21 protein-coding genes and 2 rRNA genes are annotated in these 24042 nt (G+C 66.0%); 5 read left to right on the top strand and 18 right to left on the bottom strand.

Annotated features, from left to right (window positions below; genetic code table 11):
• Position 1: 1 nt before the first annotated feature.
• The 6 genes from AC5O77_RS16950 to AC5O77_RS16925 all read right to left on the bottom strand — a co-directional run bounded on the left by AC5O77_RS16950 (position 2) and on the right by AC5O77_RS16925 (position 5853).
• Complete coding sequence (locus AC5O77_RS16950; RefSeq protein WP_478058096.1) at positions 2–745, bottom strand: hypothetical protein; 744 nt, start codon at positions 743–745, stop codon at positions 2–4.
• A gap of 681 nt (positions 746–1426) precedes the next feature.
• The gene (locus tag AC5O77_RS16945) at positions 1427–2233 is read right to left on the bottom strand and encodes a calcium-binding protein (protein ID WP_329893863.1); all 807 of its coding nucleotides are present in this window, start codon (positions 2231–2233) and stop codon (positions 1427–1429) included.
• A 152-nt stretch (positions 2234–2385) separates the two neighbouring features.
• Positions 2386–3279, bottom strand: coding sequence for a heme o synthase (cyoE, locus tag AC5O77_RS16940; protein ID WP_010484229.1), 894 nt, complete (start codon positions 3277–3279; stop codon positions 2386–2388).
• Between the two features lie 4 nt (positions 3280–3283).
• Entirely contained in the window at positions 3284–4447 is a 1164-nt protein-coding gene (locus AC5O77_RS16935) for a COX15/CtaA family protein (protein ID WP_099551635.1), read from the bottom strand.
• A gap of 10 nt (positions 4448–4457) precedes the next feature.
• Positions 4458–5027: a redox-active disulfide-containing membrane protein gene (locus tag AC5O77_RS16930; RefSeq protein ID WP_032129724.1), complete on the bottom strand. Its 570-nt coding sequence runs from the start codon at positions 5025–5027 to the stop codon at positions 4458–4460.
• A 109-nt stretch (positions 5028–5136) separates the two neighbouring features.
• Positions 5137–5853 (bottom strand): SURF1 family protein, encoded by a 717-nt coding sequence (locus AC5O77_RS16925; protein WP_494506980.1) that lies wholly within the window; start codon positions 5851–5853, stop codon positions 5137–5139.
• 57 nt (positions 5854–5910) lie between these two features.
• Here AC5O77_RS16925 and AC5O77_RS16920 point away from each other — a divergent pair, with 57 nt between their 5' ends.
• The gene (locus tag AC5O77_RS16920; protein WP_010484233.1) at positions 5911–6129 is read left to right on the top strand and encodes a twin transmembrane helix small protein; all 219 of its coding nucleotides are present in this window, start codon (positions 5911–5913) and stop codon (positions 6127–6129) included.
• 20 nt (positions 6130–6149) lie between these two features.
• Here the strand turns inward: AC5O77_RS16920 and AC5O77_RS16915 are convergent, their stop codons facing one another.
• From AC5O77_RS16915 to AC5O77_RS16890, 6 genes are read right to left on the bottom strand one after another with little or no spacing between them, the layout of a single operon-like run.
• On the bottom strand, positions 6150–7025 hold the full coding sequence (locus tag AC5O77_RS16915) for a cytochrome c oxidase subunit 3 (RefSeq protein WP_478058097.1): 876 nt from the start codon (positions 7023–7025) through the stop codon (positions 6150–6152).
• 14 nt (positions 7026–7039) lie between these two features.
• Positions 7040–7630 carry a cytochrome c oxidase assembly protein gene (locus tag AC5O77_RS16910; RefSeq protein WP_494506979.1) on the bottom strand — a complete coding sequence of 197 codons (591 nt, stop codon included), beginning with the start codon at positions 7628–7630 and terminating at the stop codon, positions 7040–7042.
• On the bottom strand, positions 7627–7827 hold the full coding sequence (locus AC5O77_RS16905; RefSeq protein WP_317218320.1) for a hypothetical protein: 201 nt from the start codon (positions 7825–7827) through the stop codon (positions 7627–7629). The genes AC5O77_RS16910 and AC5O77_RS16905 overlap by 4 nt, the downstream gene beginning before the upstream one ends.
• 8 nt (positions 7828–7835) lie before the next feature.
• Positions 7836–9443: a cytochrome c oxidase subunit I gene (gene ctaD, locus AC5O77_RS16900; protein ID WP_004153896.1), complete on the bottom strand. Its 1608-nt coding sequence runs from the start codon at positions 9441–9443 to the stop codon at positions 7836–7838.
• A gap of 59 nt (positions 9444–9502) precedes the next feature.
• Positions 9503–10456: a cytochrome c oxidase subunit II gene (coxB, locus tag AC5O77_RS16895; RefSeq protein WP_164162233.1), complete on the bottom strand. Its 954-nt coding sequence runs from the start codon at positions 10454–10456 to the stop codon at positions 9503–9505.
• Positions 10457–10467: 11 nt separating this feature from the next.
• Positions 10468–10944, bottom strand: a complete 477-nt coding sequence (locus AC5O77_RS16890) for a DUF2244 domain-containing protein (RefSeq protein ID WP_004153894.1) — start codon at positions 10942–10944, stop codon at positions 10468–10470.
• Positions 10945–11218: 274 nt separating this feature from the next.
• Between AC5O77_RS16890 and putA the strand changes: the two genes are divergently transcribed.
• Positions 11219–14437, top strand: a complete 3219-nt coding sequence (gene putA / locus AC5O77_RS16885) for a bifunctional proline dehydrogenase/L-glutamate gamma-semialdehyde dehydrogenase PutA (protein WP_494506978.1) — start codon at positions 11219–11221, stop codon at positions 14435–14437.
• Positions 14438–14555: 118 nt separating this feature from the next.
• Here putA and pnuC read toward each other — a convergent pair whose 3' ends face one another.
• Entirely contained in the window at positions 14556–15128 is a 573-nt protein-coding gene (gene pnuC / locus AC5O77_RS16880) for a nicotinamide riboside transporter PnuC (protein WP_032968313.1), read from the bottom strand.
• Positions 15129–15270: 142 nt separating this feature from the next.
• A complete protein-coding gene (locus AC5O77_RS16875) occupies positions 15271–16620 on the bottom strand; it encodes an outer membrane protein transport protein (RefSeq protein WP_478058100.1) in 1350 nt (449 codons plus the stop codon).
• Positions 16621–16846: 226 nt separating this feature from the next.
• On the opposite strand from AC5O77_RS16875, the gene AC5O77_RS16870 reads away from it, so the two are divergent.
• Positions 16847–17539 (top strand): rhomboid family intramembrane serine protease, encoded by a 693-nt coding sequence (locus AC5O77_RS16870; protein ID WP_019662230.1) that lies wholly within the window; start codon positions 16847–16849, stop codon positions 17537–17539.
• 83 nt (positions 17540–17622) lie between these two features.
• On the opposite strand, the gene AC5O77_RS16865 is transcribed toward AC5O77_RS16870, so the two are convergent.
• On the bottom strand, positions 17623–19227 hold the full coding sequence (locus AC5O77_RS16865) for a S41 family peptidase (protein ID WP_494506977.1): 1605 nt from the start codon (positions 19225–19227) through the stop codon (positions 17623–17625).
• Between the two features lie 108 nt (positions 19228–19335).
• Positions 19336–20634, bottom strand: a complete 1299-nt coding sequence (locus AC5O77_RS16860) for a murein hydrolase activator EnvC family protein (protein ID WP_478058102.1) — start codon at positions 20632–20634, stop codon at positions 19336–19338.
• 95 nt (positions 20635–20729) lie between these two features.
• On the opposite strand from AC5O77_RS16860, the gene AC5O77_RS16855 reads away from it, so the two are divergent.
• Both AC5O77_RS16855 and AC5O77_RS16850 read left to right on the top strand, forming a co-directional pair.
• Complete coding sequence (locus AC5O77_RS16855; protein WP_032129713.1) at positions 20730–21392, top strand: DUF4097 family beta strand repeat-containing protein; 663 nt, start codon at positions 20730–20732, stop codon at positions 21390–21392.
• Positions 21393–21478: 86 nt separating this feature from the next.
• Positions 21479–23194 (top strand): M28 family metallopeptidase, encoded by a 1716-nt coding sequence (locus tag AC5O77_RS16850; protein WP_049421206.1) that lies wholly within the window; start codon positions 21479–21481, stop codon positions 23192–23194.
• Positions 23195–23690: 496 nt separating this feature from the next.
• Here the strand turns inward: AC5O77_RS16850 and rrf (AC5O77_RS16845) are convergent.
• Together rrf (AC5O77_RS16845) and rrf (AC5O77_RS16840) are read right to left on the bottom strand one after the other, a co-directional pair.
• Positions 23691–23805: ribosomal RNA gene (gene rrf, locus AC5O77_RS16845) — 5S ribosomal RNA — on the bottom strand.
• A gap of 133 nt (positions 23806–23938) precedes the next feature.
• A 5S ribosomal RNA gene (gene rrf / locus AC5O77_RS16840) occupies positions 23939–24042 on the bottom strand; the annotation flags it as partial.

Below are 24042 nucleotides of genomic sequence, written 5' to 3'. Positions count from 1 at the left end.
GCTAATCCACGATGGCCGCGGCGATGTCGTGCAGCACTCGGGCGTTGCGCTCCACGTCGCTGCCCGGCTCGCCCGTGACGGTCAGACTGTAGGTCTTGCTGTCTCCCGTCCAGGCAAGCTCAACCCGAGTACGGCCGACACTATCCACAACCTTCCCGAGGTGAGCGGGCTTGCCGTCCACCACGGTGTTCTGCGCCTCCGCGATGACCTCGATCTGCATGCCCGCAGCGAGGAAGTTGTTCTCGCTGAACTCCACGATGCCGACACCCTCCAGCCGGTAGAAACGGCTCAAGCCCGAGGACTTTCCACCCTCCAACGCACCACTGGGCTCCATGCCAATCATCTCGGCTGCGCCCAGCAGGCTGCTTTCCAGCCTGCTGGGTGGCTGCGGCAGGCGCTGGCGTAGTTCTGGAGTTGAGCGGTGAGTCCGCGGCACGGCAGCCAGCATTTCGGCCTGCGTTGGGATGCTCCCTGCTGCAACCCGCACGACACCGTTGGATCGTTCGATGTCATCGCGAAGCTGCCGCTTCACTTCTCGGGGGGCATCAAGGTCTGCCAGTTTCACCATCTGGTAGCTGCCCACGCTGGCGGACGATCTTCCCATTGCCGAGGCCTCCTGCATTGCAGCCTGCATGGCGCGTTGGTGTAGCCAGCTCCCTACCGCATCGGGAGCAGGTTCATTCTGGGATGCTTGAGCTGACATCGACATGGCCAGCGAGAATGCGATAAAGCAAAGAATCTTCATGATGCTCACCACTCCGAAAGCTGGCAATCGACCGCACTCGTGGATTGCGTAAATACGCGTCCGCCCAGCACCCATGTGTGATATCCGTGAACAACCATTCGTTCTGGATCACTGCCATCGCCTGCGTAAAATCGCCAGGAGTACAGTCCATTGTTAGGCGCACCGAAAGCATGCTTCGGCTCAATGTTCCCGAGGGGAACGTGCCTGGTTACGGCCGCCCCCTGAAAATTGCGAAACTGGGGCCGTTCATAGGTCACGGATTCGTTGATGAATCCAATGCAGTTGGCCCGACTCAGTGCTTTTACTTCTGCTGCCGCATTGCCAGCCAGGCAGGCAGGTAAGCGCGGCACACAGAACGATGGGCAGAGAAACATGACATCTCATTGATTGCTCCACAGAATTGCGAGTCATCCCGCAATACCTGTGTATCTACTGTTGATGATCCGGTCTGGTGGAACAGTCGGTATCTGTGACGCCTTGCGTGCAGGAAGCTGACAGCGCGGCAAAACCCTACAGCGCGACGGCTTGGTCGATGGGCGCAGTTGCAGCCATCCCGGGCGAAACCCGACACTGGCTGCGCCGGGTTCCGTGAGAGCCCATCCACGCATGGCGTGGCTCTACTCCCACCGATGGCGTGAACCACCAGTAGATCCACGCCATGCGTGGATGGGTTGCCTGCCGTTACGGGCCCACCAGCGTGCCGACGCTCAACTCCGGCATCCACACCCACAGGTCGTACGGCCGTTTCGCATCGGCATCGACCCGCGGCGCCGTGGCCACCTGCTCTGGAAGTGACCGCGCCACGCAGCGGCCCGCGCATCCCCACGCCTGACCACGCTGCGCGCCCAACCGTACGCTGTAGATATCCAGGTCCCGCAGCTGCGACGCCATCGGGTACATCTGCATTTCCGGCGGCATACCTTGCGGGCGCTGCAGCATGGCGTGCACGTTGCCGGTCAGCACCAGCATGCGTGCGCCAGCCGGCAGTCGCCGGTACAGGCGCCGCAACTCGGCCGCCATGCGGTCATCGCGTGCCTGGTTGCCGCCATCGCTGTTGTCGACGTCATAGCCGACCACATCGATGGCACGACCCTGTGCCTTCAGCGCACGCAGGTCTTCGATCATCGCCAGCATGTCGCGGCTGCGACGGCCGTCATGCTGGTCATCGCGCACGGTCCAGAACGCGCGGCCATGCAGGTGCTGGCGCGCCGCGGCCCCGCCATCGGATTCCAGATAGTCGTGCAGCGCAGGGTTCTCTGCACGCGGCAGTTCCAGGGCCAGCAGGACAGGGCCGTTACGGCTGTAGTCGTCCACCAGCTGGCGTACCAGCAGCGGTGTCTCGCGGGTACCGTGAAATTCACCCAGCACCAGCAGGCGATGCTCACCGGCGTGCTGGCGGATCTGCACGGCGGTGTCGTCGGCATGCGCATTGAGGGCCATGCCGAGCGCCAGCAGCAGCGCGCTGGTCCAGCGGAAGATCGAATGCATCCCTGCGCCTTCCTTTCCTTGAGGTCAGGAACAGCAATGGCGACACAGCAACCGCGGTTCAAGTAGATCCACGCCATGCGTGGATGCGCCCACCATCAGACCGGGTCAGAGCCCCGACGGGGATCCGCCCCCGAGTCGAGCATGGCTCGACTCTACAACCAGGGCAGGATCCAATGGTCCACCAGCAGGAAGGCGAACAGCGCCATCAGGTAGACGATGGAGTAATAGAACATCTTCATCGAGAACAGTTCGTCCGGCGGATTGAGCATGCGCCAGGCGTACCAGAGGAACACCGCATTGAGCACGATCGCGCCGCCCAGGTAGAACGCACCGCTCATGCCCACCAGGTACGGCAGCAGACAGACCAGCGCCAGCACCACCGAATACACCATGATCTGCTTGCGGGTGTGCACCACGCCGTGGGTCACCGGCAGCATGGGAATCTCCGCCTTTGCGTAGTCCTCGCGGCGGAAGATCGCCAGCGCCCAGAAGTGCGGCGGGGTCCAGATGAAGATGATCAGCACCAGCAGCGACGAGTACGCCCAGTCCGACGAGCCCTGCATGCCGGTCACCGCAGCCCAACCCAGCATCGGCGGCATCGCGCCGGCCAGGCCACCGATGACGATGTTCTGCGAGGTCGCACGCTTGAGGTACACGGTGTAGATCACCGCGTAGCCGATCAGCGAGGCAAAGGTCAGTACGGCGGTGATCAGGTTCACCCACAGCACCAGGATGACCATCGACAACACGATCAGCACGCCGGCGAACACCAGCACCTGCCACGGCTTGACCTTGCCCACCACCAGCGGACGCCACGAGGTGCGGGCCATCTGCGCATCGATGTGCGCATCCAGCAGCTGGTTGATCGCCGCGGCCGCCGAAGCGGCCAGCCAGATGCCCAGGAAGCCGAGCACGCCTGCGCGCACCTGCTCCCAGCTGGGCACACCGGGGATGGCCAGGACCATGCCGACCAGGGCGGTGAAGACAATGAGGGCAACGACCTTGGGCTTGGTCAGGTCCCAGTACTGGCGGTAATTGGAAAACATGGAATCAGTCCGGGGCACGCAGGCGGGCCAGCAGGCTGACCAGCACGAACAACAGGGCAACGGCCACGCCGTTGTGGGCCACCGCCACTTCCAGCGGCAGCGCCAGCTTCACATTGAGGATGCCGAGGGTGACCTGCAGCACCAGCAGCGCGATCAACGCGCTGGCCCAGCCACGCATGCTCGGCAACCGGAACAGGCGCACGCCCAGCCACAGCAGGTAGACGGCCACCACCACCGCAAACATGCGGTGCGCCATCTGGATGGCGATACGCGAGGCGCCATCCAGCACGCCGCCTTCGTAGTCCACGCCGATGCCACGCCACAGGGTGAAGCCTTCGACGAAGTTGTGCTGCGGCCACCACTGGTTGGCGCAGCGCGGGAAGTTGTCCAGCGAGGCGCTGCCACCGCCGCAGGCCAGCGCCGCGTAATTGGCGCTGACCCAGCCCCCCAACGCGATCTGGGTGACCAGCACCGCCACGCCGATGCGCAGCAGCCACTTCAGCTTCGGCGCCTCGGCCAGCGTGATCGGCATGTGCGTCGCGCGCCAGGCCATCCACACCAGCAGGCCGAACATCAGCATGCCACCGAGCAGATGGCCCATCACTACGATGGGTTTGAGCAGCAGGGTCACCGTCCACATGCCCAGCAAGGCTTGGAAGATCACCACCGCCAGGGTCAGCAATGCAGCGCGCGCCAGGTCGATGTTGCTCCAGCGCAGCGCGGCGATCAGCAGGATCGCCTCACCGATCAACGCCAGCACGCTGGCCGTGCCATGCCAGCCCATCATGTACAGCGGTATGCCGGCGGCCACCAGTACGCAGGCCGTCACCACCGCCGTGCTTCCGAATCGCCGCTTGCGCGTGGCCAGCAGCGCCAGGGTCAGGATCTCGATGCCCAGCGCGCCGGCCAGGAAGCGGTGCACCTGTTCACGCCAGGCCTTGTGGGTCTCCAGCGGGCGGATCTCCGCCGCAGGGTGGCCGATGGTCTCTTCCACGTGCTGCGGCCAGGTGGCCTGGCCATAGCAGGTCGGCCAGTCCGGGCAGCTCAGGCCGGCATCGGACAGGCGCACGAACGCGCCGAACATGATCGTGCTCGCGGTCATGATCATGGCGAACCACGCCAGGCGGTGGAAATTGCGGTGCAGCGCCGGACGCGCGGAAAGGCTCATCAAACGGGACTCACTTCAGTTTCAGCAACGTGGCCATGTCCTTGCGCAGGCCACCCAGGTCGGTGCCCGGGGCATGACGCATGATCACGAAGCCGTTCGGATCGATCACGTAGACCGGCAGGCCAGCCGGATCGTCGACGCCGGGCAGGGCCGCGCGCAGTGCTGGCGACGGAGCCAGCGGCCGCAGCGCGGGCAGCGAGGCGATCGACGCCGGTGGCGTTCCCAGCCACAGGATTTCGACATTATCGGCGTTATGGCCGAACAGCTGCCACACCTTGCCCAGTCCCTGCGACAAAGTGACGCACTGCGCGTCGCAGGCTCCGGCCGGCGCCACCAGCAGGCGCCAGGTACGGGCCTCGGGGTTCCAGGCGTAGGGCTGGCCGCTGGCCAGGGTCGGCGCCTGCTGGCGCAGGTCCACCGGCGGCTTCAGCAGCTGGCCGGCATTGCGGTGCCCGGTCGGTTGCCAGCCGGAGAAGCGCAGCACGGCGGCCAGTGCCATCGCACCGAAGAACACGGCAAACAGCAGCACCAGGGTCCGGCGGCCGGAGCCGCGCGCCTGCGGGGACGTAGCAGTGTTCATGCGGGGCATTTTCTCATGGTTGGGTAAGGGATGCGGGTGTGGTGCCCCGGTAGTGCCGGCCGCTGGCCGGCATCCAGGAATCCAAGGGGATGCCGGCCAGCGGCCGGCACTACCGGGCCACGGCACGCCTCCTGCGCCACTCCAGCACCAGCGCGACCACCAGCACGGTCAGGGCCAGGCCGAACCACTGCACGGCGTAGCCCAGGTGACGCTGCGGCGGCAGCGTGTTCGGCAGCAGGTCCAGATCGCGTTCGTCGCCGAATGGCAGTGCCGGGTCCAGGCGCAGGACGCGGTCGGGCAATACCGGTAGGCCAAGCGCCGCCGCCAGGCCTTCGGCGGGCAAACGGCTGGCCAGCCAACGCCCGGCCTCATCGGTAGCGGAGAACGCCGGGCCCAGTGCCAGTCCCGCCGACGGCGGCGGCGCCAATAACCCACGCACCGCCACCGGCGAAGGCGGCGCCGGCACATCCGGCAGCGTGCGATCCGGCGGCAGCGCGCGCCAGCCGAGGTCGACCAGCAGCACGCTGCCTCCGTCACTGCGGAACGGACGATAGATCTTCACCCCGGCGCGACCATGCCGGGTCTGGTTGTCCAGCAGCACCACGCCGGGCAGGAAGCGGCCGTGGTCGGCCACGCCGTGCAACGCGCCGGGCGCCGCCAGAGCCTGCGCCAGTGGCAGCGCCTGTGCCACGGCTGGACCTTGTGCATCCAACATTGCCTGTTTGGCATGCATGCGCTGCAGCTGCCACAGCCCCAACGCGGTGAAAGCAGCCATCGCCAGCAGCACCAACAGCCAGCCGATCAGGCGCGTGTGCTGGCGCATCATGACAAGTCCGCGCAAACGCGGTCAGATAGGCCCATCCACCCTGCCCTCGAGCCGCGCATGAGTGATTCGCTGAAGACCCTGCTGGTAATCGCGTTTCTGATCGTCATCGTCTGGAATCTGGGCGCCGGCCTGTATTACCTGCTGGTCGACCGCGGCCAGACCAAGCGCACGGTCAACGCACTGACACGCCGCATCGGGGTGTCGGTGGCCTTGATCGTACTGGTGATCGTGAGCATCTACATGGGCTGGATCAAACCGCACGGCATCGGCGGCTGAGGCCACCGATACGTGCGCGGTCAAAGCACGTAGACGAACATGAAGAGCATCAGCCACACCACGTCGACGAAGTGCCAGTACCACGCGGCGGCTTCGAAACCGAAATGGTTGTCGCGGGTGAAGTGCCCCTTGGCCGAACGCAGCCACATCACGATCAGCATGATCGTGCCCAGCAGCACGTGCGCACCGTGGAAGCCGGTCAGCATGAAGAACGTTGAACCGTAGATGCCCGAGCCCAGTGTCAGGTTCAGTTCCTTGTAGGCGTGGATGTACTCCTCCGCCTGCAGGGTCAGGAAGCCGAGGCCGAGCACCACGGTCAGGCCCAGCCAGATCAGCAGCTGGCGACGGTTGCCCGCCTTCAGCGCGTGATGGGCGATGGTCAGGGTCACGCCGGAGGTCAACAGGATCAGCGTGTTGATCAGCGGCAGGCCCCAGGCCGGAATGGTCTGGAACGCGCCACCGATCGCCGCCGGGCCATTGGTCGGCCATCCGGCGGAATAGCCCTGCCAGAGCAGCTCGTTGGTCATCACCCCGCGGCCTTCGCCGCTGAGCCACGATAGGCCCAGGTTGCGGGTGTAGAACAGCGCGCCGAAGAACGCACCGAAGAACATCACTTCGGAGAAGATGAACCAGATCATCCCCATCCGGAACGAGCCATCGACCTGATGGTTGTAGTTGCCGGCCTGCGATTCGCGCACCACGTCGCTGAACCACCAGAACAGGGTCAGCACCAGCATCGCGATGCCGATGTAGAACGTCCAGCGTCCCCAGTTGGCATCGTTGAGCCAGCTGGCCACGCCGACCATGGTCACCATCATCGCGATGGAACCCACGAACGGCCATTTGCTCTGGGCCGGGACGAAGTACACGTTGGCGTCGGTCGGTGTCTGGGCCATGTCGGTATCCGGGGTCAGGGTGCGGCGTGCGCGCCTTCCGAGGTGGCGGCCGGAGCCAGCCGATCGGACAGCGCGTCGTTGCGGTAGAAGGTGTAGGACAGCGTGATCGTCTTGATCTCGGGTGGCAGGTCCGGATCGACGATGAAGCGCACCGGCATGTCGCGCTTCTCGCCGGCCTGCAGCGTCTGCGCGGTGAAACAGAAGCACTCGGTCTTGCTGAAGAAGCCCGACGCACGCGCCGGCGCCACCGAAGGCACCGCGCTGCCGACCACTGCCTGCTGGCTGTCATTGCGGGCGAAGTACAGCGCTTCGTTGAGTTCGCCGGGCACCACGTCCATGGTCAGCTGCTCGGGATGGAACGACCATGGCAGCCGTGAGTTGACCCCGCCATCGAATTCCACGCGCACGGTGCGCTTGCCGGTCACGGCGCCGGCACTGGCCTCGCTGCCGGGACCGCGCTCCAGGCGCACGCCGAATACCTTTTCGCAGGCGATGCGGTACAGCGGCACCAGCGAGAACGTGAGCAGGAACACCGCCACCGCCACACCGATCAGGCGCGGCAGCCCCGCACTGCGTGACGGTGTGCTGGCCGGTGCGTCGCTCATCGGCCGATCACCCCACTGAGGATGAAGCCGACGTAGACCAGCACGGCGATGGCGCCGACCCACATCGCCGTGCGCCTGGCGCGCTGGCGTTGCTGCTCGATGCTTCCACCCTGGTAGAGCCGACCGTTGGTCGGCTGCTTTTCGTCAGTCGAGCATGGCTCGACTCTACCGATCGGGAGCGGGCTTTCGTTATGCATGCCCCACCTCAATGCGTGATGTCGTCATGCGCCAGATCCCCCGGGCGGATGGTCGGCGGCGTGGTGAACGTATGCGCCGGTGCCGGCGACGGCAGCGTCCACTCCAGGCCACGCGCACCTTCCCAGGAACGGGCCTCGGCCTTCTCGCCATTGCGCAGCGAGGACAGCAGGATCGCGGCCATCATGAACGGGGTGACGAACATGCCGAACGCGCCGATCGAGCTGATCAGGTTCCAGTCGGCGAAGGCCACGCTGTAATCGGGAATGCGGCGCGGCATGCCGGCCAGGCCGAGGAAGTGCTGCGGGAAGAACAGCAGGTTGACGAACACGATCGACCACCAGAAGTGCACCTTGGCCCACTTCTCGCTGTACATCCGCCCGGTCCACTTCGGCCACCAGTAGTACACCGCCGCGATCAGCGCGAACACCGCACCGGTCACCAGCACGTAGTGGAAGTGCGCGACCACGAAGTAGGTGTCGTGGTACTGGAAGTCAGCCGCCACGATGGCCAGCATCAGGCCGGAGAAGCCACCGATGGTGAACAGGATGACGAACGCCACCGACCACAGCATCGGTGCCTCGAACGTCAGCGAGCCACGCCACATGGTGCTGACCCAGTTGAACACCTTCACCCCGGTCGGGATCGAGATCAGCATGGTGGCGAACATGAAGTAGATCTCGCCACCTAGCGGCATGCCCACGGTGAACATGTGGTGGGCCCAGACGATGAACGACAGGAACGCGATGGCGGCGGTGGCGTACACCATCGCCTGGTAGCCGAACAGCGGCTTGCGGCTGAAGGTCGGGATGATCTCGCTGACCACGCCGAAGGCGGGCAGGATCATGATGTAGACCTCGGGGTGCCCGAAGAACCAGAAGATGTGCTGGTACATCACCGGGTCACCGCCACCGGCGGCGTTGAAGAAGCTGGTACCGAAGAACTTGTCGGTCAGCAGCATGGTCACCGCACCGGCCAACACCGGCATCACCGCGATCAGCAGGAACGCGGTGATCAGCCAGGCCCAGCAGAAGATCGGCATCTTCAGCAGGTCGATGCCCGGCGCACGCATGTTCAGCACGGTGGCGATGATGTTGATCGCGCCCATGATCGAACTGATGCCGGCCACATGGATGGCGAACACGCTGAAGGCGACGTTGTAGCCGCCCTGCAGCGACAGCGGCGGGTACAACGTCCAGCCGCCGGCCGGTGCACCGCCAGGGAGGAACAGGGTCAGCAGCAGCAGGCTGAAAGCCACCGGCAACAGCCAGAACGACCAGTTGTTCATGCGCGGCAGCGCCATGTCCGGCGCGCCGATCTGCAGCGGAATCATCCAGTTGGCCAGTCCGACGAAGGCCGGCATCACGCCACCGAAGATCATCACCAGCGCATGCACGGTGGTCATCTGGTTGAAGAACTCGGGCTTGACGAACTGCAGGCCCGGCTGTGCCAGCTCGGCGCGGATCACCACGCTCATCGCCGCACCGATGATGAACATGATGAAGCTGAAACCCAGGTACAGCGTGCCGATGTCCTTGTGGTTGGTCGAGAAGAACCAACGCTCGAAGAAACTCTGCTGGTGATGGTGATCGTCGTGCCCAACTGCCGAGTGCGCCATTGCAAAACACCTCTCAGAATCGGTTGTCACCACGGCCGCGAACGGCCGCGGGCTTTACATCACGCTCCGCTGGCCGCGGTGGCAGGCGCGCTGCCGGCTTCAGCAGCGGCAGGCGCTGCAGGTGCCTCTCCCGTCGGTGCAGTCGGTTCGGCAGGTGCCGCCGGCGTTGCCGGCTCGGCGGGCGGCGCCGGCTTACGCTGCGCCAGCCACTGCTTGAACTCTTCCTTGGACACCGCCTCGACCACGATCGGCATGAAGCCATGGTCCTTGCCGCACAGCTCGGCGCACTGGCCGCGGTAGACGCCGGGCTGCTCGATGCTGGTCCAGGCTTCATTGATGAAACCGGGGATGGCGTCCTGCTTCCAGCCCAGCGCCGGCACCCACCAGGCGTGGATCACGTCATCAGAGGTGATGACGAAACGCACCTTGGTATCGACCGGCAGCACCAGGCGGTTGTCGACATCCAGCAGGTAGTGCGGATGGCTCTCGCGGGTCGGCACGATGCCACTTTGCCGCACGCGGTCGGATTCGCGGTCCAGGCGGCTGGTGAAGGTGACGTTCTCGCCGAGATATTCGTACTTCCACATCCACTGGTAGCCGGTGACCTTCACCGTCATCTCGGCATCGCGGGTGTCGTACATCTTGATCAGGTTGGCCGTGGCCGGCCATGCCATCACGATCAGGATGATCACCGGGATCACCGTCCAGATGATCTCGGCCTTGGTGTTGTGGCTGAAGGTGGCGGCGACCGCGCCCTTGGATTTGCGGAACTTGAAGATGGCGTAGGCCATCGCCCCGAACACGATGACGCCGATCACCGTGCAGATGATCAACGAGAGATTGTTCGATTCCCAGGCCAGGCGCGAGGTCTGGGTCACCCCCTTGCCCATGTTCAGCTGCCACGGCTTGGGATCGGCCGCCTGGGCCCAGGCCAACGCCGGCATCAGTCCCCCGGCCACCATGGCGGCGACCGCTGCAACGCACTTCGTGCCCCACCTGCTGCTTTGCTTCATTGCCTAGACCCTTAGCGTCGTCGGTTGCCGCCATCGCTGGCGGCGAGCAAGCTTTCAAGTGTCTCTGCGAGCGTCTGACGTTCGGCCGGCGCGAGGAAACTCCCCACCTCCACCTGCCGGCCGCTGGATGCCAGCCGGACCCTCTCGTCGTCGGTGAGCAGGCGCACCCAGTGGGGGTGGGCCCGGAACACCGGCGATCCACCGGGTACGGGGATGACCTCCACGTACGCCGGCACTACCCGGATCTCCTCCTGCCGTTCACCACTGCGCCACAAGGCACGCAGTGCCGCCGCCAGCACCAGGCTGTACAGCAGCGCGAACAGGGGGGCGAATGCATTGCCGGCCAACCACCCGAGGGCGGACACCAGCCACATCGCACCCGACAACACGGTGAACAACAGGACGAACTGCCGGGCATCGAGCGCCCGTGGGGGACGCAGCCGCAGCTGCGTACCTGACCCATCCGGAGCTGGAAGCACCTCGATCATGTCGCAACCGCGTTCCTGCCGCGGGAAACGTCTCGATGGTAGCCCCGCCCTCTCGCCGGTAGCAAGGGTGCATTCACACTTTTTACCATGCTGCAACACAGCATGAGGTCGGCGGCACGAATGACGAATTCAGCACAAATTCTGCCAAGCTTGCTGAACACGCTGAATCCACCGCAGCTAGGGGCTATCAGCGTGTCACGAAGGTGGCTGATGGGCACTTCCGCAACCCGCAAAAATGATTAAAATCGCCAAGTTTTCCACTGGCCGGACCGGCATGAACGCACCTTCCTCCTCCCCTGCCGCCCACGACGCTCCGCGTCCCGGCGCGCTGCTGTCGCCGGAACTGCCGGCGCCCCCCAACCCGTTCCGCCAGGCCATCACCGATGGCTGGTTGAAGGACGAGGCCAGCCACGTGCGCGAGCTGCTGGCGCAGGCCCGCCTGCCCGCCGAAGAGCAGGCCAAGGTGCAGGCGCTGGCCGCCGACCTGGTCGGCCGCGTGCGCGTGCGTGCCAAGGACCAGGGCGCGATCGAAGCCTTCATGCGCCAGTACGACCTGGGCAGCGAGGAAGGCGTGCTGCTGATGTGCGTGGCCGAGGCGCTGCTGCGCATTCCGGACCAGGACACCGCCGACAAGCTGATCCGCGACAAGCTGGCCGATGCCGACTGGGAAAAGCACCTGGGCGGCAGCGACTCCGTGCTGGTCAACGCCTCCACCTGGGGCCTGATGCTGACCGGCAAGCTGGTGCAGATGAACGACGCCACCCGTGCCGATGCGCCCAGTGCGTTCAAGCGCCTGGTCGGCCGCGTCGGTGAGCCGGTGGTGCGCCTGGCCGTGCGCCAGGCGATGAAGATCATGGGCCACCAGTTCGTCATGGGCCGCACCATCAGCGAAGCGCTGTCGCGCTCGCACAAGGGCGACAACGCGAATTACCGCTACTCGTTCGACATGCTGGGCGAAGGCGCGCTGACCATGAAGGACGCGCTGCGCTACCTGGAAGACTACCGTCGTGCGATCCACGCCATCGGCGGCGACCACAAGGCACGCGGCGGCCGTCCGGACGGCGACGTCAACAACGCCCCGGGCATCTCGATCAAGCTGTCGGCGCTGTACCCGCGCTACGAGCACGCCAAGCGCGAGCGCGTGCTGAAGGACCTGGTGCCGGGCGTGCTGGAACTGGCACAACTGGCCAAGAGCTACGGCATCGGCTGCACCGTCGACGCCGAAGAGTCCGACCGCCTGGAACTGTCGCTGGACATCATCGAGCAGGTCTTCTCCGACGCCTCGCTGGGCGGCTGGGATGGCTTTGGTGTGGTCGTGCAGGCCTACCAGAAGCGCACGCCGTACACGATCGACCACCTGGCCGACATGGCGCGCCGCGCCGGTCGCCGCCTGCAGGTGCGCCTGGTCAAGGGCGCCTATTGGGACGCCGAGATCAAGCGCGCGCAGATCGAAGGCTACCCGGGCTACCCGGTGTTCACCCGCAAGCAGAACACCGATGTCTCCTACCTGGCCTGCGCCAAGCGCCTGTTCACGCATGCCGACGCGATCTACCCGATGTTCGCCACGCACAACGCGCACACCATCGCGGCCGTGCGCAGCATCGCCAATGGCGGCGTGTACGAGCACCAGAAGCTGCACGGCATGGGCGACGACCTGTACGCCGAAGTAGTGCCGGCCGATCGCTTGAACCTGCCCTGCCGCGTGTATGCGCCGGTCGGTTCGCATGAGGACCTGCTGCCGTACCTGGTGCGCCGCCTGCTGGAAAACGGCGCCAACTCCAGCTTCGTCAACCGCATCACCGACGAGCGCGTGCCGATCGCCGACCTGATCCGCGATCCGGTCGAGATGGTTGCTTCGTTCGAATCGATTCCGCATCCCAAGATCCCGCTGCCGGTTGACCTGCTGCGCAGCCAGAACCACGACAGGAAGAACTCCATGGGCGCCAACCTCGCCAACGACAACGAACTGCGCGCCCTCGCCGAGCAGATCAACGCTGCAGTGAAGCCGTGGCAGGCCGCCCCGCTGGTGCCGGGTGCGAACCCGGCCGGCGCCGCGCTGCCGGTGACCAATCCGGCCGACACCCGCGAAGTGGTCGGCCAGTGGCTGGCCGCCGATGCCGCCACCGTGCAGAAAGCCCTGGCCAACGCCGTGGCCGCGCAGCCGGCCTGGAACCGCACCCCGGCCGCCAGCCGCGCCGCCATCCTCGAGCACGCCGCCGACCAGCTGGAAGCGCGCATGCCGGAGTTCATGGCGCTGTGCGTGAAGGAAGCCGGCAAGAGCCTGCCCGACAGCATCGCCGAAGTGCGCGAAGCCGTGGATTTCCTGCGCTACTACGCCAAGCAGGCGCGCGAGCAGTTCAGCCACGCCGAGAAGCTGCCCAGCCCGACCGGTGAATCCAACGAGCTGCAGCTGCACGGCCGCGGCGTGTTCGTCTGCATCAGCCCGTGGAACTTCCCGCTGGCGATCTTCCTGGGCCAGGTCGCTGCTGCACTGGCCGCCGGCAACAGCGTCATCGCCAAGCCGGCCGAGCAGACCAACTTGATTGGCTACTACGCGGTGAAGCTGCTGCACGACGCCGGCGTGCCGGCCGAGGTGGTGCAGTTCCTGCCGGGCGACGGTGCCACCGTCGGTGCCGCGCTGACCGCCGACCCGCGCGTGGCCGGCGTGGCCTTCACCGGCTCCACCGACACCGCCCGTGCGATCAACCGCGCCATGGCCGCACGTGACGCGGCCATCGGCGTGCTGATTGCCGAGACCGGTGGCCAGAACGCCTTCATCGCCGACTCCTCGGCACTGCCGGAACAGCTGGTCAAGGACGCGATCGGTTCGGCCTTCACCTCCGCGGGCCAGCGTTGCTCGGCCGCGCGCGTGCTGTTCGTGCAGGACGACATCGCCGACAAGGTGATGACCATGCTGGCCGGTGCGATGAAGGAACTGAAGGTCGGCAACCCCGGCCTGCTGTCCACCGACGTCGGCCCGGTGATCGACGCCGACGCGCTGAAGATCCTGCAGGACCACGCCGAACGCATGGACCGCGAAGCGCGCCTGATTGCTGCCGCCGAGCTGTCTGCCGAAGCGGCCAATGGCACCTTCTTCGCGCCACGTGCGTACGAACTGAAGGACCTGGGCCAGCTGCAGAAGGAAGTGTTCGGTCCGGTCCTGCACGTGATCCGCTGGAAGGGCGACCAGCTCGACGCGGTGATCGACCAGATCAACGCCACCGGCTACGGCCTGACCCTGGGCGTGCATTCGCGCATTGACGAGACCGTCGACCGCATCAGCAATGGCATCCATGTCGGCAACGTCTACGTCAACCGCAACCAGATCGGTGCGGTGGTCGGCGTGCAGCCGTTCGGCGGCCAGGGCCTGTCCGGCACCGGCCCGAAGGCCGGCGGCCCGCACTACCTGCTGCGCTTCGCCACTGAAAAGACGGTAACGGTGAACACCACCGCTGCCGGCGGCAACGCCTCGCTGCTGACCCTGGGCGACTGATCGCCCGGTTGATGCGGTGAACGAAAAACCCCGCGAAAGCGGGGTTTTTTGTGCCTTGTTTCCTGTAGCGCCGAGCCCATGCTCGGCTTGCACGGTGCAGCCGAGCAAGGGCTCGGCGCTACCCCCGCATCAGGTGCCGCCAGTGGCGCAATGCCACCAGCGCGTTGATCCAGAAACCTACGTAGAGGATCGAGGTCAGGTGCAGGCCTCGGCTGTAGTACAGCGGCACTGCAACGGTATTCACCAGCAGCCACACCCACCACGATTCCAGCTTGCGCCGCATCATCAGGATCTGCGCGATCACACTCAGCACCAGCACCGCCGAATCGATGTACGGCGCATAGGCATTGGTCAGGCGGGTCAGCATCCAGCCGTAGCCGAACGTGGCCACCACCGCCAGCGGCGCCAGCCAGGCCCATGCACGCGGTCGCAATGAGGTGATCGGCAGCGGCGCACCGTGATCGCCGCGCAGCCACTGCCACCAGCCCAGCACGCTGATGGCAATGAAGAAGAACTGCAGCACCATGTCCGCGTACAGGTGCGAACGCTCGAACACAGCGGCGAACAATGCGCAGCCGACGATGCCCAGCCACCAAGTGTGCACGTTGTTGCGTCCGGCCAGCAGGATCGAGCCGGCGACGGCGATGTTGGCAGCCAGCTCCAGCTGGAAGTTCGGATCGGACAGGTTCATGGCGCTATTGTCGTGGATCCGCACCGTGGATGGCTGCGATCTTCAGTAGATCCACGCCTCGCGTGGATGGCCCGTGGCCACAGAAAAAGAAAGCCCCGCTTGCGCGGGGCCTTCCGTGTGCTGCGTCAGGCCGAGGCCCGAATCAGAACTTGTACTGGAACGAAGCCGCCAGCACGTCGCCACGGACCTTGTACTTGCCCGACAGCGAGTTGCCCTGGTTGGCAGTGGTCGCACGCACGTTCACGTTCGGATCGCTGGTGAACAGGTGGGTGTAGCCAAAGTTGTACTCGGTGTTTGCCGACGGGGTCCAGCCCACGCCCAGCGACAGCCACTTGCGGCTGGTATCCGGCACGCGCACGTCGCGGTGGGCGTCGGTGGTCGGGGTCTGGTCCAGCGCAACACCACCGCGCAGGGTGACGGTGTCGCTCAGCTTGTAGTCGGCGCCCAGCGACACGAAGGTGGTGTCACGGTAGCCGAACTCCAGGACCGAGTCCGCCTGCGGCGACGCGTAGTCGACGGTGACGCTGTCAAAGGCGGTCGACCAGGCGGTACGGGTCACGTCGCCCATCACGGTCCAGCGGTCGTTGACCTTGTGGGTCACGCTCAGGGTGGCCGAGGCCGGCATGGTCACCGTGGCCTTGCCGCTGGTGTCCATGAACCAACCGCGGGTACGCGGCGAGTTGGTCAGCAGCGAACGTGCGCGGTCGGCGTCGCGGAAGGTCGCATCACCACCGGTGATCTTGTGCTCGACCTTCGAACGGTAGCTCAGGCCGATGTGGGTGTTCTCGTCGATCGAGAACAGGCCACCGACGGTCCAGCCCACGGCATTGTTGTCACCCTCGATCTTCAGGGTGCCATCCGAACTGCCCGGGGCGAAGCCCGGAACGCCGGCGCCGGCCAGGATGCTGCCGTAGTCGACGGCGTTGCTCAGCTCGATGGTCAGGTGCTCGACGAACACCGACGCGCCGAAGGACACGTACGGGTTGACGTCATACGACGCGGCGAAGCCGAGGTCGATGGCCTTCAGATCGGTCTTCAGGCCGCTGTAACGACCGACCCAACCGTTGTCGTATTCGGTCTTGAAGCCGAACGGTGCGGTCAGCGACACACCGAAGTGGGCCTTCTCGCCGATCGGCATGTGGAAGTACGCAGCCGGGACCGGAGCGATCATGCCGGCGTCGCCGCCGTCACCACCGGTCTGCGGGCGGCCTGCCGCATTGCGGCCCTGGCCCTTGAACTCGGCCTTGAAGCTGATGGCGCTCAGGTCGCCCTGGACCATCGTGCCTTCCAGCTGGCGCATGCCGGCCGGGTTGACGGCGATGATGGAGGCGTCGCCTTCGGCGCTGCCGGAACCGGCGAACGCGCGGCCGAGGCCCTTGGCGCTGTTTTCCTTCAGCTGGAAGGCAGCAGCGTTGGCGTCGGCGGCGGCCAGCGCACCGGCAACGCCGACGGCCAGCAGGGTCAGACGGGCAATGGTGGAAGCGGTTTGCATCGTAGTTCTCTCTCCGGTAAGCGGTGATGGTGCTCTGAGTGCGCCTGCGCCCGGCAGGCCTTGGGGCCCTTCGGAGCGCGCCGGATTCCCCTCCCGACATACGACGCCGTATGCGAGTATTACCCAGAGCTGTTAATGAAACAATAACAGCGCAGGCGCTTTTTTCGTCCCAGAAGCTGAACAGGACAATCCCCGCCGTAAGCGCCCGCACGCTAGGCTATTGCCCATGTTCGTCTCCCTCCCGTCGCGCAAGAAGGCGGCCCTGCGCTGGGCCACGCCCGTGCTGTTTGCGGCACTGTGGCTGGCGTTCCTGTGGTCGATCTCGCGTCCGGACGACGCCCGGGGCAGCCTCTGGCTGGACTGGGGCGCCCTGTCCACCGGCCTGACCCACCCGCTGGACTGGTGGGCGACCCTGCAGGACGGCAGCGTGCTGCGGCTGTTCACGGCCCTGTTCCTGCACGCGGACTGGTCACATCTGCTGGGCAACCTGGTGTTCCTGCTGATCTTCGGCCTGCCTGCTGAGCGGGTGCTGGGCCCGTGGCGGCTGCTGCTGCTGTTCCTGGTCGGCGGTGCCGTTTCCAATCTGGTGGCGATCTACACCATGGGCAGCCCGGACCAGATCATCATCGGCGCCAGCGGCGCGGTGTCCGCACTGATCGGCGCCTATCTGGCGCTGTTCCCGGGTGCACGGCTGGGCGTGGTCATTCCGCTCGGCCTGTTCCTGGAGTTCGTACGCGCCCCGGCCTATCTGCTCATCGGCGTCTGGGCCGCCCTGCAGGTGGTGTTCGCCCATATCGGCCCAAGCTTCGGCATGGTGGCCTGGTGGGCGCACATCGGCGGCTTCGTGTTCGGCGTGGTGTACGGGGTCTACGTGCGGGCGGCCATCGCCCGCCGCCTGCGCAAGCGCCACGGCTTCTGAGCCCTGGTAGTGCCGGCCGCTGGCCGGCTCCACGCGCACCCGCTCGTTCTTGGATCAGTCGAGCACGGCTCGACTCTACAGAATCAGGGCTTGGCCGGGACGGGTGCGGGCTTCGCTTCTGGCTTCGCTTCTGGCTTCGCTTCTGGCTTCGCTTCTGGCTTCGCTTCTGGCTTCGCTTCTGGCTTCGCTTCTGGCTTCGCTTCTGGCTTCGCTTCTGGCTTCGCTTCCGGCTTCGCTTCTGGCTTCGCTTCCGGCTTCGCTTCTGGCTTCGCTTCCGGCTTCGCTTCTGGCTTCGCTTCTACCTTCGCCTCCGGCTTCGCGGCAGCGGCCTTCGCAGCCTTGGCCGCATCCACTTTCGCCGCTTCGGCCTTCAAGCGTGCAGCCACCGAACCCGGGTTCTTCAGCTCGGCCAGCGCGTCGTTGATCGGGCCATCGCCCGGCAGTACCGCACCGGCGTGATAGCCCTCGGTGCCCTCGTCGTCACCGCGCAGATGACCCGGCAGGGTCGCTTCGCTGTAATCGCTCAGGCTGGCCGGCAGTGCATCCTCGGCCGGCGTAGCGGCCGGCTTCAGTTCGACCTCCGGCACGATGCCCGTGGCCTGGATCGACTTGCCGCTGGGCGTGTAATAACGCGCGGTGGTCAGCTTCACCGAGTCACCGTTGTCCAGCGGCAGCACGGTCTGCACCGAGCCCTTGCCGAAGGTGCGGCTGCCAACCACGCGGGCGCGCTTGTTGTCGCGCAGTGCGCCGGCCAGCACTTCCGAGGCACTGGCCGAACCGGCGTCGACCAGCACCACCACCGGTGCGCCCTTCAGCAGGTCGCCCGGCGTTGCATCGAAACGTGCATCGCTGATGCTGATGCGGCCGCGGGTACTGACGATGTTGCCCTTGTCGAGCAGGTCGTCGGCCACCTGCACGGCAGCGGTCAGCAGGCCACCCGGGTTGCTGCGCAGGTCCAGCACCAAGCCCTTGAGCTGGCCACCGGACTGCTTCTGCAGCTGCTGCACATGCTTCTGGAAGTCCGAACCGGTGTCGGCCTGGAAGGTGCTCAGGCGGATGTAGCCATAGCCCGGTTCCAGCAGGCGGCTGCGCACGCTGGTCACGCGGATGGTCTGGCGGGTGAGGCTGACATCGAACGGCTTGGGCTTGCCTTCGCGCACGATGGTCAGCACCACCTTGCTGCCGGCCGGTCCGCGCAGCGGTTCGCTGGCATCGATCGCGCTGATCGGCTTGCCGTCGATGGCGATGATCAGGTCACCGGCGAGGATGCCGGCCTTGGCCGCCGGCGTGTCGTCGATCGGCGAGATCACCTTCATGCTGGCGTTGTCCGGCTGCTGCTGCAGCTCCACGCCGATGCCTTCGTAGGCGCCGCTGGCCTGTTCGTCGAAGGCCTGCGCGTCTTCCTTGTTGAAGTAGGTGCTGTGCGGGTCGAGGTCGAGCAGCAGGCCACGCACCGCTGCCTGCATCAGCTTCTTGTCATCGACCGGATCGACGTAGGCGGCCCGCACTGCGTTGTAGACGGCCACGAAGCGGCGGATGTCCTCCAGCGGCACCTTCGAGGTCACCGCCTCCTCGCTGCTCGCTGCCTGCCCGCCGGTTTCCTGGCTCGGGGCGGGCGCGGTCTGCTGCGCCCAGGACAGCGCTGGCAACAGGGCCAGCAAGAGGGTGGCGGTACGGGCTGCGCGCATGGATCACTCCTGTCGACGGTGGCATGGTGCCCAAGGCACATGCACGGATTATGCGCGAAGCACAGCTAAATTCCCGTTGAATCCAGCCCGCACGTGGCGAGCGGGGATTCAGCGCCGCTGCAGCCAGCTGTCCGGATTCACCGGTTGCCCGCCACGACGCAGCTCGAAGTACAGCGCGGTGACCCCTTGGCCCCCCGAGTTGCCGACCTTGGCCACCGCATCACCACGGCTGACCCGTGCACCGGCGTCCTTGAGCAGGGTGTCGTTGTGGGCGTACAGGCTCATGTAGCCATTGCCGTGGTCAACGATCAGGATCATGCCGTAGCCGGTCATCCAGTCGGAGAACACCACGGTGCCGTCGGCCACGGCGGTGACGGTGCTGCCGGCCGGTGCGCCGATCAGCACGCCGCTGCTGGTACGCCCGTCAGGCAGCTTGCCGCCGTAGCGGGCCAGCAGGTTGCCGGACAACGGCCAGCCCAGGCCCCCCACCTTCGGGGCCGGTGCGGAAGCCACCGCCGGCGGAACCTTGGTCGGCGGTGGCGGCCGTCCCTGTGCCGCGGCCTGGCGTGCGGCACGTTCGGCAGCGGCCTTCTCCGCTGCCGCACGGCGCGCAGCCGCGCGACGCTCGGCCTCGGCACGGGCGGCGGCCGCACGCAGATTGGCCAGCAGTGTTTCCAGCGCCTTGGCGTCCTGGCCCAGCGCCTGTTCCTTCTCGCGCTGGTCCTTGAAGCGCTCGTCCAGCGAGGCCACGGTCTTTGCACGATCGCGGCGGTCGGCTTCCAGCGCCGCTGCCTGCTGCTTCTGGTCCTGCTGCGCCCCCTGCAGCTTCTGCTTACGCTCCACAATCTGCGCCTGCAGCGCTTCCAGTTCCTTCAGGTCGGCGGTCAGCGTGGTGATGCGCTGGGCCCGCTCACGCTGCAGGTAGCGGTGGTAGGCCAGGGCGCGATTGGCATCGGCCACCGTGTCCTGCGACAGCAGCAGCTTCAATGGTGCGTGGTTGCCCAGCTGGTAGGCCGCACGCAGCAGGCCGGCCAGCTCGCGATGCTGCTGGGCGAGGTTGACCTGCAGCGTGCTGCGGCGTTGTTCGGCCTCGGCCAGGGCGTGGCCCTGCTCGCGCAGCGCGGTTTCCGTCTGCGCAAGCGCTCGGCCGGTGCGGGCCACCTTCTCGTCGGCCTCACGCAGCTGCTGCGAGGCCTGGCCACGCTGGCCCTCGATCTGCCGGCGCTCCTGCGCCACGCCCTTCAGCTCACTGCGCAGTTTCTGCAGCTTGCGCTCGGTCTCGCGCGTGGTCTGCGCGGCACCCGGCAGCGGCAACGCCAGTGCCAAAGCCAGCCCCAACAGCAGGCAGCGCCCGCCGCGAGCAGCGGCGATGTGATGTCGGCGTGATGGGAAGGCGTTGTTGCGCAAGGGCTTTCCAGTGACTTCAGGCAGTTGCAGGGGGTACCGGGGAATGGTGACATCTCCGCACGCGGCCTGCCAGCCGCACATCCATCGAGGTCCCCATGAAAGCTCTCTCCATTCCGCTGCTGTTGGGCGTACTGCTGGTCACCGGGCCAGTGGCAGCGCAGGAAAACATCAGCAAGGTCAACGGCAGCATCAGCGCCGAACCCGGCCAGCGCTACGGCAAGCTGGACACCGTCAACGGCGGCATCCGCGTCGGCGAAGGCGTCGAGACCGGCAGCATCGACACCGTCAACGGCGGGGTCAAGGTCGCCGATCGCGCGCGCACCGGCAAGATCGAAACGGTCAACGGCGGCGTACGCCTGGGCCGCGAAGTGATCGCACACGGCAGCGTCAGCACCGTCAACGGCAGCATCTTCAGCGATCGCGGCAGCCAGATCGAAGGCGGCGTTGAAACCGTGAACGGTGGCATCGGGCTGGTCGAAAGCCGCGTCGGCAACGACGTGGAAACCGTCAACGGTGACATCACCGTGGGCATCGGTTCGCAGGTCAAGGGCGGTGTGCACGTGCGCAAGCCAAACTTCAGCGTCTCGCTGACCGCCAGCCGCAAGCCACGCGTGATCATCGGTCCGAATGCCGTGGTCGACGGCCCGTTGCAGTTCGAACGCGAGGTGGTGCTGTACGTGCACCGCACGGCCCGCATCGGCCCGGTCACCGGCGCCGAGCCGATCCCGTTCGACACCGAAACCGCTCCGGCGGACTGAGCACACCGCGCCCATCGGTTCGGTGATACTCGCTGTTACCGGTCGTACACGTGGTGCGGCCGCCCTTTGTTTTCCAGGAATCGACGATGCCCCGCAAACTCCTCCTGTGCCTGGCCGCTGCGGCCGCGCTCAGTGCCTGCAAAGGCGAAGACACTCCGGCGCCCGCGCCGGCCACCGACACCGCCGCTGCCAAGCCGGCGGCCCATGCGTTCTCGCCGGAGATCAACGCCGGCGACTTCGCCGAGATGGTCAAGACGCTGGCTTCGGATGAATTCGAAGGCCGCGCCCCGGGCAGCAAGGGCGAGGAACTGACGGTCAACTACATCCGCGACCAGATGCAGCGCATCGGCCTGCAGCCCGGCAACGGCGACAGCTGGTTCCAGGATGTGCCGATGACCGAGACTACGGCCGACGAATCGACCGTGCTGAAGATCACCCAGGGCGGCAAGACCACCGAGCTGAAGTTCGGCACCGACATGGTGGTGGGTACCCGTACCGGCCAGGCCGAGGTGAAGGTCGATGCCAGCGACCTAGTGTTCGTCGGCTACGGCGTCGACGCGCCGGAGCAGAAGTGGAACGACTACGCCGGCCAGGACTGGAAGGGCAAAACGGTCGTCATGTTCGTCAACGACCCGGGTTTCCATGTCGATGACGCGAAGCTGTTCGACGGCAAGCGCATGACCTACTACGGCCGCTGGACCTACAAGTTCGAGGAGGCTGCGCGAAAGGGTGCCGCTGCCGCGCTGATCGTGCACGACACCGCCGGCGCTTCCTACGGCTGGGATGTGGTGAAGAACTCCTGGGCAGGCCCGCAGTACGACCTGCCGGCCAAGGATGACCCGGAAGCCCGCATTCCGGTGCAGGGCTGGCTGAGTGCCGACGCTGCCAAGGCGCTGTTCGCCGGTGCCGGCCTGGACCTGGCGCAGGCCTACAAGGACGCCAGCAAGCGCGGCTTCAAGCCGGTGCCGCTGAAGGCCACCGCTGCAGTCGATCTGAAGAGCCAGATCGCGCAGAAGCAATCGCGCAACGTGGTGGGCGTACTGCCGGGCAGCAAGCGTGCCGACGAGGCCGTGCTGTACATGGCGCACTGGGATCACCTGGGCAAGCACGAGGGCGAGACCGGCGACAACATCTACAACGGCGCGGTCGACAACGCGACCGGCGTGGCCGGCATCCTCGAGGTGGCTGAAGCAATGGCCCACCAGGAGCCGAAGCCGGAACGTTCGGTGGTGTTCCTGGCGGTGACCCTGGAAGAATCCGGCCTGCTGGGTTCGAAGTACTACGTTGCCCATCCGACCTTCCCGCTGGACAAGATCGCCGGCGTGATCAACATCGACGCGATGTCGGTGGCCGGCCGTGCCAAGGACGTTACCGTCACCGGCTTCGGCAGCTCGGAGCTGGAAGACATCCTCAAGCCGCTGGCCGCGGCCCAGGACCGTACCCTGCACGGCGAGACCTCGGTACAGAGTGGCTTCTACTTCCGTTCCGATCACTTCAACTTCGCCAAGGCCGGTGTGCCGGCCCTGTACGCCGATGGCGGCGAAGACCTGCGCGAGGGTGGCGTGGACGCGGGCCGCAAGGCTGCAGCCGACTACGGCGCCAACCGCTACCACGGCCCGAAGGACGAGTTCGATGCGGCCACCTGGAAGCTGGACGGCACCGTGGAAGACCTGCAGCTGATGTACGGCGTCGGCAAGGAACTGGCCGGTGGCGATCGTTGGCCGAACTGGTACGAAGGCAACCCGTTCAAGGCAGCCCGCGACGCGATGATGAAGGACAAGGCCCCGGCTGCGGCGAAGTAGCGTCGAGCTTGCTCGACTGAGTACTGAAGCAAGCCAAGGCGGCGCCCGCAAGGGCGCCGCTTTTTTGTGTGTGATCGCGCCCTGCAGTTGTAGATGCCAACCTTGGTTGGCGCCGTGGTTCCGTGCAGAGAGCATCCACGCATGGCGTGGATCTACTTGCAGTGCCGGCCGCTGGCCGGCAAACGATCGCTGTGTGGGCCAGCTGTTGGTAGCTGCCAACCTTGGTTGGCGCCGTGGTTCCTCACGGAGGGCATCCACGCATGGCGTGGATCTACTGGTAGTGCCGGCCGCTGGCCGGCAATCACAGCCACGCGCACTGTCTGGACCTGCTGCCGGGGGTTGGCACCGCTCTTCGCAGGGACAGCCATCCACGCATGGCGTGGATCTACCGGCCGGTGTGCAGCCACGGCAGTGCCGGCCAGCGGCCGGCACTACCCGCATTTCGCGCGCACAAAGAAAAACCCCGCTGCGCGAGCAGCGGGGTTTTGGGTGTAAACCCTGGCGATGACCTACTCTCGCATGGCTTGAGCCACACTACCATCGGCGCAGCTGCGTTTCACTTCCGAGTTCGGGATGGGATCGGGTGGTTCCACAGCGCTAATTTCACCAGGGAGACGGTTGCAGCAGCGCTTGCAGCGCCAGCTTCGCGATCTTGCCCTTGGGGCGGAAGGTACCCGGAAAATGCAGTGCCTTCACTTAATAAGAAAAACCCCGCTGCGTGAGCAGCGGGGTTTTGGGTGTAAACCCTGGCGATGACCTACTCTCGCATGGCTTGAGCCACACTACCATCGGCGCAGCTGCGTTTCACTTCCGAGTTCGGGATGGGATCGGGTGGTTCCACAGCGCTA

The organism is Stenotrophomonas sp. INTA L402-1 (assembly GCF_059295135.1).
Note: the sequence above shows the minus strand (reverse complement) of the source record. Positions and strands in the feature narration are given on the sequence as shown.

Excerpts from the sequence above, each read along its gene's own strand:
- pnuC (WP_032968313.1), bottom strand. The coding sequence starts at position 15,128 with ATGAACCTGTCCGATCCGAACTTCCAGCTGGAGCTGGCTGCCAACATC.
- AC5O77_RS16930 (WP_032129724.1), bottom strand. The coding sequence starts at position 5,027 with ATGAACACTGCTACGTCCCCGCAGGCGCGCGGCTCCGGCCGCCGGACC.
- AC5O77_RS16950 (WP_478058096.1), bottom strand. The coding sequence starts at position 745 with ATGAAGATTCTTTGCTTTATCGCATTCTCGCTGGCCATGTCGATGTCA.
- AC5O77_RS16925 (WP_494506980.1), bottom strand. The coding sequence starts at position 5,853 with ATGATGCGCCAGCACACGCGCCTGATCGGCTGGCTGTTGGTGCTGCTG.
- AC5O77_RS16870 (WP_019662230.1), top strand. The coding sequence starts at position 16,847 with ATGTTCGTCTCCCTCCCGTCGCGCAAGAAGGCGGCCCTGCGCTGGGCC.
- ctaD (WP_004153896.1), bottom strand. The coding sequence starts at position 9,443 with ATGGCGCACTCGGCAGTTGGGCACGACGATCACCATCACCAGCAGAGT.
- AC5O77_RS16915 (WP_478058097.1), bottom strand. The coding sequence starts at position 7,025 with ATGGCCCAGACACCGACCGACGCCAACGTGTACTTCGTCCCGGCCCAG.
- AC5O77_RS16905 (WP_317218320.1), bottom strand. The coding sequence starts at position 7,827 with ATGCATAACGAAAGCCCGCTCCCGATCGGTAGAGTCGAGCCATGCTCG.
- AC5O77_RS16875 (WP_478058100.1), bottom strand. The coding sequence starts at position 16,620 with ATGCAAACCGCTTCCACCATTGCCCGTCTGACCCTGCTGGCCGTCGGC.
- AC5O77_RS16910 (WP_494506979.1), bottom strand. The coding sequence starts at position 7,630 with ATGAGCGACGCACCGGCCAGCACACCGTCACGCAGTGCGGGGCTGCCG.
- AC5O77_RS16865 (WP_494506977.1), bottom strand. The coding sequence starts at position 19,227 with ATGCGCGCAGCCCGTACCGCCACCCTCTTGCTGGCCCTGTTGCCAGCG.
- putA (WP_494506978.1), top strand. The coding sequence starts at position 11,219 with ATGAACGCACCTTCCTCCTCCCCTGCCGCCCACGACGCTCCGCGTCCC.
- cyoE (WP_010484229.1), bottom strand. The coding sequence starts at position 3,279 with ATGTTTTCCAATTACCGCCAGTACTGGGACCTGACCAAGCCCAAGGTC.
- AC5O77_RS16945 (WP_329893863.1), bottom strand. The coding sequence starts at position 2,233 with ATGCATTCGATCTTCCGCTGGACCAGCGCGCTGCTGCTGGCGCTCGGC.
- AC5O77_RS16890 (WP_004153894.1), bottom strand. The coding sequence starts at position 10,944 with ATGATCGAGGTGCTTCCAGCTCCGGATGGGTCAGGTACGCAGCTGCGG.
- AC5O77_RS16935 (WP_099551635.1), bottom strand. The coding sequence starts at position 4,447 with ATGAGCCTTTCCGCGCGTCCGGCGCTGCACCGCAATTTCCACCGCCTG.
- AC5O77_RS16855 (WP_032129713.1), top strand. The coding sequence starts at position 20,730 with ATGAAAGCTCTCTCCATTCCGCTGCTGTTGGGCGTACTGCTGGTCACC.
- AC5O77_RS16850 (WP_049421206.1), top strand. The coding sequence starts at position 21,479 with ATGCCCCGCAAACTCCTCCTGTGCCTGGCCGCTGCGGCCGCGCTCAGT.
- AC5O77_RS16920 (WP_010484233.1), top strand. The coding sequence starts at position 5,911 with ATGAGTGATTCGCTGAAGACCCTGCTGGTAATCGCGTTTCTGATCGTC.
- coxB (WP_164162233.1), bottom strand. The coding sequence starts at position 10,456 with ATGAAGCAAAGCAGCAGGTGGGGCACGAAGTGCGTTGCAGCGGTCGCC.